Annotated in this window: 13 protein-coding genes; 8 read left to right on the top strand and 5 right to left on the bottom strand. The window is 64.8% G+C overall.

Translation table 11 applies throughout. From position 1 onward, the window contains the following. Positions 1-20 precede the first annotated feature (20 nt). Genes ABFX23_RS10515 through ABFX23_RS10505 form a run of 3 tightly spaced genes read right to left on the bottom strand, consistent with a single transcriptional unit; the run spans position 21 to position 4428 of the window. On the bottom strand, positions 21-1388 hold the full coding sequence (locus ABFX23_RS10515) for an amidohydrolase family protein (RefSeq protein WP_346033011.1): 1368 nt from the start codon (positions 1386-1388) through the stop codon (positions 21-23). Next, positions 1385-2782, bottom strand: a complete 1398-nt coding sequence (locus ABFX23_RS10510; protein WP_346033010.1) for an amidohydrolase — start codon at positions 2780-2782, stop codon at positions 1385-1387. Before ABFX23_RS10510 ends, ABFX23_RS10515 begins: the two co-directional genes overlap by 4 nt. Positions 2783-2790: 8 nt before the next feature. Beyond that, entirely contained in the window at positions 2791-4428 is a 1638-nt protein-coding gene (locus ABFX23_RS10505) for a peptide MFS transporter (protein WP_346033009.1), read from the bottom strand. A 174-nt stretch (positions 4429-4602) separates the two neighbouring features. Here ABFX23_RS10505 and ABFX23_RS10500 point away from each other — a divergent pair, with 174 nt between their 5' ends. Both ABFX23_RS10500 and ABFX23_RS10495 read left to right on the top strand, forming a co-directional pair. Continuing rightward, positions 4603-4941 carry a GntR family transcriptional regulator gene (locus ABFX23_RS10500; RefSeq protein ID WP_120076153.1) on the top strand — a complete coding sequence of 113 codons (339 nt, stop codon included), beginning with the start codon at positions 4603-4605 and terminating at the stop codon, positions 4939-4941. A gap of 159 nt (positions 4942-5100) precedes the next feature. After that, the gene (locus ABFX23_RS10495; RefSeq protein ID WP_120076152.1) at positions 5101-5385 is read left to right on the top strand and encodes an integration host factor subunit beta; all 285 of its coding nucleotides are present in this window, start codon (positions 5101-5103) and stop codon (positions 5383-5385) included. A gap of 63 nt (positions 5386-5448) precedes the next feature. Here ABFX23_RS10495 and ABFX23_RS10490 read toward each other — a convergent pair whose 3' ends face one another. Continuing rightward, positions 5449-7191, bottom strand: coding sequence for a TonB-dependent receptor (locus tag ABFX23_RS10490; RefSeq protein ID WP_346033008.1), 1743 nt, complete (start codon positions 7189-7191; stop codon positions 5449-5451). A 108-nt stretch (positions 7192-7299) separates the two neighbouring features. Continuing rightward, on the bottom strand, positions 7300-7776 hold the full coding sequence (locus tag ABFX23_RS10485; protein ID WP_346033007.1) for a TonB-dependent receptor plug domain-containing protein: 477 nt from the start codon (positions 7774-7776) through the stop codon (positions 7300-7302). A gap of 368 nt (positions 7777-8144) precedes the next feature. Between ABFX23_RS10485 and ABFX23_RS10480 the strand changes: the two genes are divergently transcribed. The 6 genes from ABFX23_RS10480 to ABFX23_RS10455 all read left to right on the top strand — a co-directional run bounded on the left by ABFX23_RS10480 (position 8145) and on the right by ABFX23_RS10455 (position 12370). Beyond that, entirely contained in the window at positions 8145-8957 is an 813-nt protein-coding gene (locus ABFX23_RS10480; protein ID WP_346033006.1) for a CmcJ/NvfI family oxidoreductase, read from the top strand. Between the two features lie 91 nt (positions 8958-9048). Continuing rightward, positions 9049-10278 (top strand): serine hydrolase domain-containing protein, encoded by a 1230-nt coding sequence (locus ABFX23_RS10475; protein WP_346033005.1) that lies wholly within the window; start codon positions 9049-9051, stop codon positions 10276-10278. 12 nt (positions 10279-10290) lie between these two features. Then, positions 10291-10701, top strand: coding sequence for a carboxymuconolactone decarboxylase family protein (locus ABFX23_RS10470; protein ID WP_346033004.1), 411 nt, complete (start codon positions 10291-10293; stop codon positions 10699-10701). Next, positions 10679-11182 carry a nuclear transport factor 2 family protein gene (locus ABFX23_RS10465; protein ID WP_346033003.1) on the top strand — a complete coding sequence of 168 codons (504 nt, stop codon included), beginning with the start codon at positions 10679-10681 and terminating at the stop codon, positions 11180-11182. The genes ABFX23_RS10470 and ABFX23_RS10465 overlap by 23 nt, the downstream gene beginning before the upstream one ends. Positions 11183-11201: 19 nt before the next feature. Continuing rightward, the gene (locus ABFX23_RS10460) at positions 11202-11612 is read left to right on the top strand and encodes a nuclear transport factor 2 family protein (RefSeq protein WP_346033002.1); all 411 of its coding nucleotides are present in this window, start codon (positions 11202-11204) and stop codon (positions 11610-11612) included. A gap of 2 nt (positions 11613-11614) precedes the next feature. Next, the gene (locus ABFX23_RS10455) at positions 11615-12370 is read left to right on the top strand and encodes an SDR family NAD(P)-dependent oxidoreductase (protein WP_346033001.1); all 756 of its coding nucleotides are present in this window, start codon (positions 11615-11617) and stop codon (positions 12368-12370) included. Positions 12371-12376 lie beyond the last annotated feature (6 nt).

The raw sequence follows: 12376 nt of genomic DNA, 5'->3' as shown, positions 1-12376 counted from the left end.
TCCCCCCGTTCAGGATGGCATCACCATTCGTAGGCGCGCGGCCGCTCGCTCTCGTCGAGCGAACGGTAGCGGTCGCGCAGCCGCGTCTGGTGGTTGGTGAGCGGTTGCTCCACGCCATCCACGAAAACCCTGACAGGTGCCGAACTGGTCTCCAGCGGGTCGCCATCCCATACCACGAGATCGCCGTGCGCGCCCGCGGAAAGTACGCCCACGCGCCCGCCCAGCCCGGCGACTTCGGCGGGCACGGATGTGATCGCGGCGAAAGCCTCGCCCCAGCTCAGTCCCGTTGCCCCCGGCACCCGGCTCAGGGCGACCATGTTGCCCGCCTGCTGCGGCAGGTTGCGCGGGTGGTCGCCGCTGCTGTCGTAACCGCCGATGGCGACTTTCACGCCCGCATCAACCATGCGTCCGACGTTGCTCTGCGTTGCCGCAAGCTGTTCGAAAGACGCGGGCAGGTCACGCAGGGCATTGGCGATCACCGGCACGCCCGCTGCGGCGATCCGGTCCGCCACCATCCAACCCTCGGTCGCACCGACCAGCACGATGTCGAGCGCCGGGAATTCTTCCTGCATGGCGAGCACGGCAAGAATGTCGCTGGCGCGCTCGACCTTGACGTAGAGCTTCTGCTCGCCGCGAACGACGGGCACCAGGGCGGCGGCATCGAAACGCGTCAGCAGCACATCCCCCTGCCGGTCGACATTGTTGGGCATACGCGAATCGAGCCCCAGACCCTCGCGCTGGCCGCCCGCGCTGCCTGCGGTCCGCAATTCTCCAGCGCCGCCGTAAGTGCCCGCTTCGTGCAGCGCGTTGCGCAGCAGGGCGTGGACCGAGGTGCGGCTTCCGCCTGCAAGGCGTGCGCCGCGTTCGCCGAATTCGACGACCTGGAAAGCGCGCGGGTGGCGCACCGCGTCGTAATCGGCGCCAAGGTCTATGATCGCGCCCTGTCCGCCGAAGATCGAGGCTCCGGCCTCAGGCATCACGCTGGCGCGGGTGACGCCGCCTGCACGGCTGTAGCCGAAATCCTGCGCGTTGGGATTGATGACGGGGGACACGTCAAGCGCCGCGCCGAACGGCGAATCGTCGGCATCGGCATCGTTGCTTTCCGATACGGCCCCAACGTCTACCAGCCCGAGGTTGGTGATCGACGCGAAGATGCCGGGCGTCACCCAGGTGCCGGTGCCGTCCAGCACGGTCATGCCCGCAGGTACGGTCACGCCTGCGCCAGCGGCCACCACGCGCCCGCCGCGCACGACGACGGTAGCGTTCTCCACCGGATCGCTGCCATCGCCCAGCGCGACGGTAGCGCCGGTAATGGCGATATCCTGCGCGGCGGCGGGAGAGGCGGCGAGGGACAGGGAAGAGACTGCGAGGGTCAGGAGGCGCTTCATTTCACGTCTCCTTCACCCGGCTGGCCCAGTTCGAAATCGCTCACCGGGCGCATCTGCGGATCGTTCATGTCGTACATCACCGCGCCGTCGATCCAGACCATTTCCGGCCGCGAATAGATGCTGAGCGGATCGCCGTTCCACAACACCACGTCGGCCATCTTTCCGGCTTCCAGGCTGCCGGTGACATCGCCGATGCCCATGGCGCGCGCGGCGTTGAGCGTGATCCAGCCGATCACGTCCGCATCGGCAATGTCGATGCCCATGCGGCGGCCATCGGCCTGCGCCTTGGCGGCTTCCTGGTTGAGGCGCTGGATGCCGTTCTCGTCGTCCGAGTGGATCACCACGCAGGCACCCTGATTGTGGATGAGCGCGGCGTTTTCGGGGATGGCGTCGTAGGCTTCCATCTTGAACCCGTACCAGTCGGCCCAGACAGCGCTGCACACCTCGTTGTCGCGTAGCATGTCGGCGATCTTGTAGCTTTCCACGGCGTGATGGAAGGCGGAGACGCGGTAGCCGAATTCGTCTGCCATGCTCAGCACCAGCGCCATTTCGTCGGCGCGGTAGCAGTGGTTCTGGATCATGATCTCGCCCGAGAGCACCCCTGCCAGCGTTTCCATCGCGAGGTCGCGGTCAGGCTCTTCCTCGGCCATGTACTCCTGCGCTTCGATCCACGTCTCGCGGTTGACGGCGAAGTTGCCCATGCGCGTGCTGGGCATGCGGTTGCGCCCGCCGTAGACGCGCTTGGGGTTTTCGCCGCAGGCCATCTTCAGCGAATAGGGCGCGCCGGGGAATTTCATGCCCTGCACGGTGCGGCTGGGCACGTTCTTCAAGGTGACCGAGCGGCCACCCATCAGGTTGGCCGAGCCGGGCAGGATCTGCAGGCTGGTGATCCCGCCGTTGGCCAGCGCGCGGCTGAAGCCGGGGTCCTGCGGCCAGACGGAATGCTCTGCCCATACCTCGGGCGTGGTGGGATCGGTCGCCTCGTTACCGTCGCTGTGCGCGTCGACCGAGGGCGTGGGATAGTCACCCAGGTGCGAGTGAATATCGATGATGCCCGGCGTCACGAAACGGCCCGTGCCATCGACGCGGGTGTAGCCAGCGGGAATGGCAAGGTCCGCCCCGCCGATGCCGACCACTTCGCCATCGGCGAACAGCACCGTGCCGTTCTCGATCATACCACCCGCGCCATCATAGATCGTGGCACCCACGATGGCGGTCGGCACGCCGGGATAGCGTTCGTAGGTGGAGGCGTAAGGCTCCTCCGCCCCGACAGGCGCTGCCGCCACGGCGGGACGATCGCTGCCCGATGCCGAGGTGCAGCCTGCCAGCGCCAGCGATGCGGCAGTGGCAAGCAGCAGGGCGACAGGGCCGCCCTTTTTCACGTGACGACCCATGTTCTCTTCTACTCCTGCGGGCGGGTGCTGGGATGGATGCCTGCGCCCTGCGGTTCGCCGGGGCCTTCGGCCTGACCTTCGAGGTCGTCACCGACATCGTCGTCGCCCAGCGTATCGAGGTGCATCAGGTTCTTCACGAAGCGGGCGATCACGATGACCACGATGCCGACGACGATCGCGACCCAGCCGATCTGCTGGTAGACCGCCAGCGTGCCTTCGCGGGTCATTTCGCCGTCTTCGCCGCCGGTGGCCGCACCGATCAGGCCGGCCACGAAATTGCCGCCTGCCGTGGCGAAGAACCATGCGCCCATGATGAGCGATGCCAGATGCCTCGGCGCAAGCCGGTTCATGGCCGAAAGGCCGACCGGGCTGAGGCAGAGTTCGCCCGTGGTGTGGAACAGGTAGATGCCGAACAGGAAGACCACCGGGATCAGCGCCTCCGGGCTGACCGTGGCGGCGCCCCAGACCAAAACGAGGAAGCCGAAGCCCAGCTGCACCAGACCGAGGCCGAACTTGGCCGGGGTGGACGGTTCGAGCCCGCGCCGGCCCAGCCACGTCCACAGTCCGGCGAACACGGGTGCCAGCAGGATGATGTAGATGGGGTTGATCGACTGGAACAGCGAAGCAGGCACGCCCTGGCGATCGATGTAGCGATCGGTGAACAGGTTGAGCGAGCCGCCGGCCTGTTCGAACAGGCCCCAGAACAGCGGCTGCAGGGCGATCAGGAAGAGGATCGCGAACATGCGTTCACGCGGGTGCTTTTCCAGCTTGAAGGCTTCGACAAGCACGTAGAGCAGCAGCGCGGCGCCGCACACCAGCATCAGCCAGCCGACGACCGACTGGTACTGGATCAGCACCCACATGATGGCCACGCCCAGCACGCCGATGGCGTACATCGTGGTCTCGGTGCGCTTGGCCAGCGGACGCGGCGGCTCGCCACGGCCCAGCAGCAGCGGCTTGCCGAGGATGAACACGACGAGGCCGAGCAGCATGCCGATGCCGGCCGCGCCGAAGCCGTAGGCCCAGCCCAGCGTCTGGCCGAGGTAGCCGGCGATGATCGTGCCGACGGCGGCGCCCACGTTAATGCCCATGTAGAAGATGGTGTAGGCACCATCGCGGCGTACGTCGGTGCGCGGATAGAGCTGGCCGACGATCACCGAGATGTTGGCTTTCAGGAAGCCCGAGCCGACGATGATGAAGCTGAGCGCCAGCCAGAAGATGTTGATCGTGGGATCGTTCTGCCCGCCGGTACCCTCGAAAGCCATGAAGAAGTGGCCCAGCGTCAGCAGCACCGCGCCAAACAGCACGGCCTTGCGCTGGCCGAGGTAGCGGTCTGCCAGCCAGCCGCCCAGGACCGGCGTGATGTAGACGAGGCTGACGTAGGCGCCGTAGATGATGTTCGAGGAGCTGTCGTTGTAGAGCCAGTGCTGCGTGAGGTAGAAGATCAGCAGCGCGCGCATGCCGTAGTAGGAGAAACGCTCCCACATCTCGGCGAAGAACAGGATGTATAGACCCTTGGGGTGTCCGCCGACCTCGGGCTCCCTGCGGGTAACCGCCCAGGCGCCGGCGATCAGGAACAGCGCAAGGACGACGGAGGCAATCGCCACGATCCAGTCGCCCTCGTTCCACAAGGCCATGTCTTTCATTCGTCTTCCCCGAATATCTGTTCGTCCGGTGTTCCGGACTTGTCCCGAAAATCGGGCACCCTAACGATTGTTTCGGGCATGTGAAGCCAAGTTGCGCATGAAACCGAATTTTGTTTGGCCGCCTCCGGGTCAATCGCTTGACCTGACCCGCTGTATTATGGCACTCACTCACCTATGGCCGACACCCGCCCCGTCTACCTTCGTTTGCGCGAGCAGATTGCCGCTGCGATCATCGACGGCAGCTATCCCGAAGGTGAGATGCTGCCCTCCGTGCGGGCTTTCGCGGCGGAGCAGGGCGCCAATCCCCTGACCGTGGCCAAGGCCTACCAGCAATTCCAGGCGGACGGGCTGATCCGGGTCCAGCGCGGGGTGGGCATGTTCGTGCGCGAGGGCGCGGCGCAGGCATTGCGGCAGGCGGAGCGGGAGACCTTTCTGAAGGACGAGTGGCCCGACATTCGCGCGCGGATAGAGCGTCTGGGCCTCGACCCGGCAGACCTGCTCGATCACGCCTAGCTTCCCGGTCGATCCAGCCCTTCGAAAATTGACCCAAATCATTGCGCTAGCGCGCATGTTCTGGCACGTTAACAAATGTTAGCTGCGCTTCGGGTCGTGCGCATTGGACGATAACATCGGCAACGCAATTGCGTGACCGAGCCTACTGGGGGGAATAAAATGATAAGGTCAGAACTTCTCCAAGCTCTTTCGGCAGACAATCCCGACCTGCGACCGGAAGAGGTCGAGCAGGTGGTTGACATCTTCTTCGAGGAAATCACGCAGCGACTGGCAGAAGGCGGCCGGGTCGAACTGCGCGGTTTCGGCACCTTCTCTACGCGCGAACGCGATGCCCGCACGGGCCGCAACCCGCGCACCGGGGAGACGGTGGACGTCCCGGCCAAGCGTGTGCCCTATTTCAAGCCGGGCAAGGAAATGCGCGAGCGGCTGAACCCGGAGGGCTGATCCTTCCGGCACATTTGCCTTGCTGGGAAGGAAGGCCCCCGCCGAAGCGGGGGCCCCTTTCCATCAGAAGCGGCGTTCGACCGACAGCGACCAGGTGCGCGGCAGGCCGGGCACGCCGGTGACGACGCCGAGCGAAGTGGTCACATCGCTGACCGAGTTGAAATAGTACTCGTCGAAGATGTTGTCGACGCGCAGCGCAAGCGTCCACTGATCGCGCGGATCGGTGAAGGCGACGCGGGCGCCGCCCACGAAGTAGCCTTCGATTTCCGACCAGACGGTGTTGAACACGTCGGTGTAGATCGTCGACTGGTAGCTGCCGTCGAAACGGGCCGAGATCTGCGCCCCGTTCTGCAACTCGTGGTCGTACTGGGCACCGAAGCTCCAGGTCCATTCCGGCGTGTAGGGGGTGATCTCGTCACCCGTCAGGCCGGCAGGGGCCACCGAGGCATCATCGTAGTTGAAGTCGATGTAGCTCAGCGCACCGTCGAGCGAGAAGCCATCGGCCGGGTAGGCCGTCACTTCCAGTTCGAAGCCCTTCACCTCGGCCTCGCCCACGTTGCGCGGCTGCAGGCAGGGCACGCTGGGGCAGGCGGGCAGCGTCAGGATGATGTTCTTGTAGTCGTTGTAGAACGCTGCACCGTTGAGGCGCAGGGCACGATCAAGAGCATCGACCTTGAAGCCGATTTCGTAGGTGGTGATTTCCTCCGGATCGAAGGAACGCAGCTGGTTACACGGCGCGGGGGCGACTTCGAGCTCCGGCCCGAGCAGCGAACCGTTGTCCACGAACGGTACGGTCCCATCGGGGTTCGAACGGAAATAGGTGTAGAGCTTCTCGTCCTTCGTGTAGCGGATACCGCCCGTGATGCTGAACACTTCGCTGGGCGTAATGGTCAGCGTGCCGAACACCGCCTCGGTCGTGCTTGGCGTGGTGTCCGGACCGTGGATGAAGTCGATCCCGGCGTAGTTCAGGTCGACGCGGGCGGTGTATTCGCCGTCCTGGTCGAGGTAGAAGCCGCCGACCGTACCCTGCACCAGTTCGTCCGCGAATTCGAAGTTCAGGCGGACTTCCGCGCTCCAGGCTTCGTGGTCGAGCTGGTTGTCCAGCTGCGCGACCGGAACCGGGGTTGCATCCTGGTCCTGGCCCCAGCGCGAGGTGTAGGTGCGGTAGGAGCCGATGGCCACCAGTTGCAGCGCATCGGTGAAGTCATAGGTGACGTTCGACATCACGCCCCAGCCTTCGAACTCCGTGATCGGAAGGGCGAAGTAGGGCTTGTACGGTGCCTGGCCGGTCGGAACCTTGGTATCGGCGAAGTTGGAATAGCTGACGTAGCGCGGATCGTAGCCGAGGCTGGAAAGGTTGGCGCTGTCGCAGCTGTACTGTCCGGCGGGCACGAAGCGGCAATCCACCGGCACCGGCTGGCCGTTCACGCCCGGCAGCCACGCATTGCCGTTGGCATCCGTCGCCGGGTTGCTCGAAGTCGGATCGAAGTTGGCAGCATTGCCCACCGGCGCACCGGCTGCGAGCAGCACGGTCGGGATGGCGTCGGAGTCCTCGCGGTTGAAATCGCCCGCGACGTAGACGTTGAGGCGATCGTTGGGCTCCCACTCCAGCGCGACACGGCCGGCGACGACGCTCTGGCCGCCCATCGTCTCGTAGCTGGTCTGCGCGCCGCGCGCATTGTTGGACGGCACGTTGGAATTCGGGTGGGTCAGCGAATAGTCGACGATATCGACGTAGCCATCGCGCGAGCGGCCCATGCCGGACACGCGCATGGCAAGATTGTCGGTCAGCCCGATATCGGCCATGCCGCGGATCGAGATGCTGTTGTAGGAACCGTACTCGGCGCGCAGCGAGCCCGAGCCGTCACCAGTCGGACGAGCGGAGAACAGCTTGATGGCGCCGCCCAGCGAGTTCTAGCCGGCAAGCGTGCCCTGCGGACCGCGCAGGATTTCCACCCGGTCGAGGTCGACCAGTTCCAGCAGCGAGCTGGAGAGCGTGGGAATGTAGACGTCGTCCACATAGACACCCACTGCCGGGTCGAGCGCGTAGTTGAAGTCCGTCTGGCCGACGCCGCGGATGAAGGCGATGAGGCCCGAACCACCGTTCTGCGGCTGCGGGCGCAGCGTCACGTTCGGGGCCTGGGCGGCGACCTGGGAAATATCCGTCTGTCCGCGGGCTGCCAGCATTTCCGCGTTCACCGCGGTAATGGCGATCGGCGTTTCCTGCAGGTTCTGTTCGCGGAACTGCGCGGTCACGACGATGACGTTGGTCTGGTTATCCCGACGCTCGGCCGTTTCCTGGGCGTCCGTTTCATCCTGGGCGAGGGCCGGCGAGGCCATGCACACGGCAATGGCCAGCGACGACGCTACGCTGAGCTTCTTGAATTTCATCAGGCATCCTCCCTATGGCGCGCCGCCCTTTCGGACGGAACGCAAATGCTATGTATTCCGAGCGCCCATTATTGGCGGGTCGCTTCGAAGTCTGGCGAGGGTGCAAATGCAGATACGCCGCCTGCAAGACGCGGGTTTCTGCCATTTTCCTCTCCAGTCGTCTTTTTACAATCACGACTGTTACAATCAAGCGCGTTGCGCACGAATCCAAGAAGCTGGGCGTGATTGTCGTAATCAAGCAACAGCATTGGTCGATCTGCTTGAAACGAATAGCAAGCTTCGAGAGGGAATTGGCACCTGCGCGACTTGCGGCGCACCAGCGCTTGGCGATATGGCGGGCGTGGAGAGCGGGAGGTTAGGCAAGGCCGATGCAAAACGACAGCGATACGATCACCCACGATGTGGAGGCGGAAATCCGCTATGTCGTGCGAGGAGAGAAGGCGACCTTCTACGCCGGCGACCGCGACCGCAGCTACTGGCCGGGGGAGGACCACCTCGTCACCATCCACGATATCCGCGGCGAGAAGGACCGGCTGGCGTTCGACCGCAACGGCTTCGTGGTGCTGGACGAGCCATCGCCCGTTTCGGACTATGCCGATGCGGACCAGCTCGCCGCATACTGCCGCTATTGCGAGGACACGGTGAAGCGGCTGACGGGCGCATCGAAGGTCGTCAGCTTCGGGGCTATCCGGCGCACCAATGCCACCGGCACCCACGGGCACAACCAGCCCGCCAACGGCGCGCACGTGGATTACGGAGCGAAGACCGTGGCCGATTACACCCGCCAGATACTTCCCGCCGACGAAGCAGAGGAGCGGCTGGCGAAGCGGCACATGCTGTTCAACCTGTGGCGGCCCATTTCCACGGTCGAAAGCGCACCTTTCGCCCTGTGCGATGCCAGCACGGTAAAGCGCGAGGACCTGTTCCCCAGCGAGATCGTGGGCGGCCTTGGCGGCGTGGATTTCTCGCTGTGGGGGTTCAACCTCGCTTACAATCCGGCCCATCGCTGGTGCTGGCTGCCTTACCAGCGGCCCGAGGAAATGATGGTGTTCAAGCTTTTCGACACCGAGGACGATGCCGTCCAGTTCACCGCGCACACCAGCTTCAACCCGCCGGACGTGCCGGGTGACGCCGCACCGCGCGAGTCCATCGAACTGCGCACCATCGCCTACTTCGATTGAGCTTGATGCGGGGCACAAGCCTCGCCTACGCTAACGATCGTTAGAGTCGACCGGAGAACAAACCAGGCGGCTTCACAAGGGGAGAGCAGGATTGGCGCACGTCGAAATCGCGCAGGATATCGAAGCGCGCGGGAGTACGTTTCCGCTGCACGGCCATGTGGCCGCAGGGTTCGAGGGGGTGGCAGAGGCCTTTGCCACCAATTTCCGCGAGGAAGAGGAACTGGGGGCTGGCTGCTCCGTGGTTGTCGACGGACAGACCGTGGTGGACCTGTGGGGCGGCTTCGCTCGGGCCGACCGTTCCGCCAAGTGGGACAAGCATTCCACCGTCTGCATGATGAGCGTTGCCAAGGGCGTGACCGGCATCGCGTTCAACATGCTTGCCGACCGGGGGCTGGTGAACTTCGACGAGCCGGTGGCGACCTACTGGCCCGAATTCGCGCAGGGCGGGAAAGAGGCGATCACCGTGCGGATGATCCTCGATCATACCGCGGCCATCCCGGTGCTCACCAACGATGTCATGTATCCCGGCGGCCTGCTCGATTACGATAACTACATCCGCGTGCTGGAAGTGCAGGAACCCCTGTGGGAGCCGGGCACCGTTGCCGCCTACCACGTGCACAACCAGGGCTTTCTGCTGGGCGAGATCATGCGCCGGGTGACGGGCATGACCGTCGGCCCGTTCCTGCGCAAGAACGTGACGGGTCCGCTTGGCGCGGAATACTACATCGGCGGGATGAACGCCGAAGAGCAGGGCCACGTCGCCGAAGTGCTACCCAACACCAAGGCGCGGCTGTTCGCGGCGAAGGACCAGCAGGTGCCCGACAAGCCGACCACGCCCGAAGGGTGGCAGGACGGCGCGGTGCTACGCAGCTTTGCCTTCCTGCAGAACGCGAAGGAGCCGTGGTACGATACGATGAACTCCGCCCGTTGGCGCGAGGTGGAGATCGCCAGCGGCTCCGGCCACGGCAACGCACGCGGCGTGGCGCGCATCTACGGCGCGGCGACTGGCGTTGTGGACGGCGTGGACCTGCTTTCCGATGGGCAGCTCGAAGCGATGATTACAGAGCAGCACAACCAGGTCGAGCTGCTGCAGGACCGGCCCTACCACCAGGCCAACGGCGTGCTGCTGAACACGCCCGAGGCCGTCTACATGGGGCCCAACATGCGCAGTTTCGGCCATCACGGCCTCGGCGGATCGATCGGTTTCGGCGATCCCGATGCGAAGCTCGGTTTCTCCTACTGCTGCAACCAGATGCACGCCGTGGGCGACAACGGCCCGCGTGCGCGGCGGCTGATCGACGCGGTCTACGCGGCTCTCTGAAAAGGACACACCATGGACAAGGATCTCTTCGACAAGGGCATGAAAATCCGCCGCGAGGTGCTGGGCGATGCCTATGTCGACAAGGCGACGGCCAATCCCAACCCTTTCAACGACCCGCTGCAGGAACTGGTCGCCACCTATTGCTGGGGCTGGACCTGGGGGCGCGAGGAAGAATTGTCGCGCCGTGATCGCAGCCTGATCAACCTCGCCATGATTTCCGTGCTGGGCCGCAAGCACGAGCTGAAGGTCCACACGCGCGGGGCGCTGAACAACGGCCTCTCGCGGGAGGAAATCCGCGAAGTCCTGCTTCAGGTCGGCATCTACGCCGGCATTCCGGCGGCGGTCGACAGCTTCCGCATCGTGAACGAGGCGCTGGCCGAGATCGACGCCGAAAACGACAATGCCGAGAATCCCGATGGATGACGGGCATCGCCTCGCCATAGAACTGGCCTGCGGCAAGCTGCCGCTGCTGTTCGCGAAGTATGCCGACAACGGCGATGCCGGGGCGTTGGCGCAGCTGTTCACCACCGATTGCGAATTCTCCCGCCCCTTCCAGCCGGAATACCCGTTCTGCGGGCGCGCGGCCGTGGAACGCGTGTTCCGCAACCGCCCGCCGATCCTCGTGCGCCACGTGGTCACAAACGTGCTGGTGGAAGCGATCACCGAGACGCGGGCGCGCGGGACGAACTACCTCACCATGCTATCCAGCCACGCCAGCACCGAGCCGCCGCAGGAAGCGGGCGCGCTCTACGTCGGCGGGTTCGAGGATGAATACGTGCTCGACCAGTCGGAGCCGGGCGGCGTCTGGCGCTTCGCCAAACGCGCCGGGATGGTGGCGCTGCACATGGGCGGGGCCATGCCGGAGATTCCGCCACCCAGCGACGAAGCGCGCGGGCTGGCCTGAGACAAGAACGGAGAGGATGATGGCAGTCGAGGCAAAGAACGAAAACGAACAGCTGGTGCTGGATTTCTTCGAGGTGCTCTCCTCGGGCGACCTCGAAAAGCTGCGCACCTTCTATCACGAACACTCGGTGTGGGAGCCGAAGGTGAAGGACATTGCCGGTGCCGGAAAGCACGTGGGCATGGACATCATCGACAAGTTCCTCGCCCCCGTGCGCGGCATGTTCGAACCCGGCGATCCCAAGGTCCACGTGCAGAACATGTTCTCCGTCGGCCCGTGGGTCTGCGTGGAGAGCAATTCCACCGGCAAGACGATGGATGGGCTGGTCTACGACAACGATTATTGCTGGGTGTTCGAGGTCTCGAACGGCAAGATCGATGCCATGCGCGAATACATGGATAGCCACTACACCGCCAAGCTGTTCGGGATGTGACGATGGACGGCCGGTTCGCAAAACAGCCGATCCTGATTTCCGGCGCCGGGCGCGGGCTGGGCGAAGGCATTGCGAAACACCTCGCCAGCGAGGGCGCGATCATCGGGATCGTCGACATCAACGGCCAGTCCGCGATGGACGTGGCAGAGGCGATCAACGATGCGGGTGGACGCGCCTACAGCTACGGCGCGGATTGCGGCAGCCGTGCGGCTTTCATGGAAGCCGCGCAGGACTTCGCCAGCGATGCGGGGCCGCTTCGCGCCGTGATCAACAACGCCAGCGTGCTGGTTTACGAGCCGATCGAGGCCGTGACCGAGGAAACGCTCGATGCCATGCTGTCGGCGGGTCTGAAAAGCGTGTTCTGGGGCGTGCAGGCTTTCCTTGCCACGCGGGACGAGGACGCGCCGGGCAATATCCTCAATTATTCCAGCCCCGTCGCCTATCGCGGACGGCCCAACACCGGAGCCTACACTACCATCAAGGCCGGCATCGCCGGGCTGACGAAAGTGCTGGCAGGCGAACTGGGACCGCGCGGCATCCGCGTGAACGCGATGGCGCCGGGCAGCGTGCCCACGCCCGCCACCGAAGGCTTCGTTACGCCGGAGCAGTACGAGCAGCGGGCGAAGAACATCCCGCTTCGCCGCAACGGCACGGTTGAGGACGTCGCGCAGGCGGCGGCCTTCCTGCTCAGCGACGAGGCGAGTTTCATCAATGGCGCGATGCTGGCCGTGGACGGCGGCATCATCGCGGCGGGCTGAGGGGAA

Origin of the sequence: Erythrobacter westpacificensis (assembly GCF_039542285.1) — a bacterium.
GTDB classification, from domain to species: domain Bacteria; phylum Pseudomonadota; class Alphaproteobacteria; order Sphingomonadales; family Sphingomonadaceae; genus Alteraurantiacibacter; species Alteraurantiacibacter westpacificensis.
The sequence above is the reverse complement of the archived record's forward strand: the minus strand, read 5'-3'. Positions and strand labels throughout refer to the sequence as shown.

Bases quoted from the DNA above. Each gene is read 5' to 3' on its own strand.
- ABFX23_RS10515 (WP_346033011.1), bottom strand. From the start codon at position 1,388: ATGAAGCGCCTCCTGACCCTCGCAGTCTCTTCCCTGTCCCTCGCCGCC.
- ABFX23_RS10510 (WP_346033010.1), bottom strand. From the start codon at position 2,782: ATGGGTCGTCACGTGAAAAAGGGCGGCCCTGTCGCCCTGCTGCTTGCC.
- ABFX23_RS10505 (WP_346033009.1), bottom strand. From the start codon at position 4,428: ATGAAAGACATGGCCTTGTGGAACGAGGGCGACTGGATCGTGGCGATT.
- ABFX23_RS10500 (WP_120076153.1), top strand. From the start codon at position 4,603: ATGGCCGACACCCGCCCCGTCTACCTTCGTTTGCGCGAGCAGATTGCC.
- ABFX23_RS10495 (WP_120076152.1), top strand. From the start codon at position 5,101: ATGATAAGGTCAGAACTTCTCCAAGCTCTTTCGGCAGACAATCCCGAC.
- ABFX23_RS10490 (WP_346033008.1), bottom strand. From the start codon at position 7,191: ATGGCCGATATCGGGCTGACCGACAATCTTGCCATGCGCGTGTCCGGC.
- ABFX23_RS10485 (WP_346033007.1), bottom strand. From the start codon at position 7,776: ATGAAATTCAAGAAGCTCAGCGTAGCGTCGTCGCTGGCCATTGCCGTG.
- ABFX23_RS10480 (WP_346033006.1), top strand. From the start codon at position 8,145: ATGCAAAACGACAGCGATACGATCACCCACGATGTGGAGGCGGAAATC.
- ABFX23_RS10470 (WP_346033004.1), top strand. From the start codon at position 10,291: ATGGACAAGGATCTCTTCGACAAGGGCATGAAAATCCGCCGCGAGGTG.
- ABFX23_RS10465 (WP_346033003.1), top strand. From the start codon at position 10,679: ATGCCGAGAATCCCGATGGATGACGGGCATCGCCTCGCCATAGAACTG.
- ABFX23_RS10460 (WP_346033002.1), top strand. From the start codon at position 11,202: ATGGCAGTCGAGGCAAAGAACGAAAACGAACAGCTGGTGCTGGATTTC.
- ABFX23_RS10455 (WP_346033001.1), top strand. From the start codon at position 11,615: ATGGACGGCCGGTTCGCAAAACAGCCGATCCTGATTTCCGGCGCCGGG.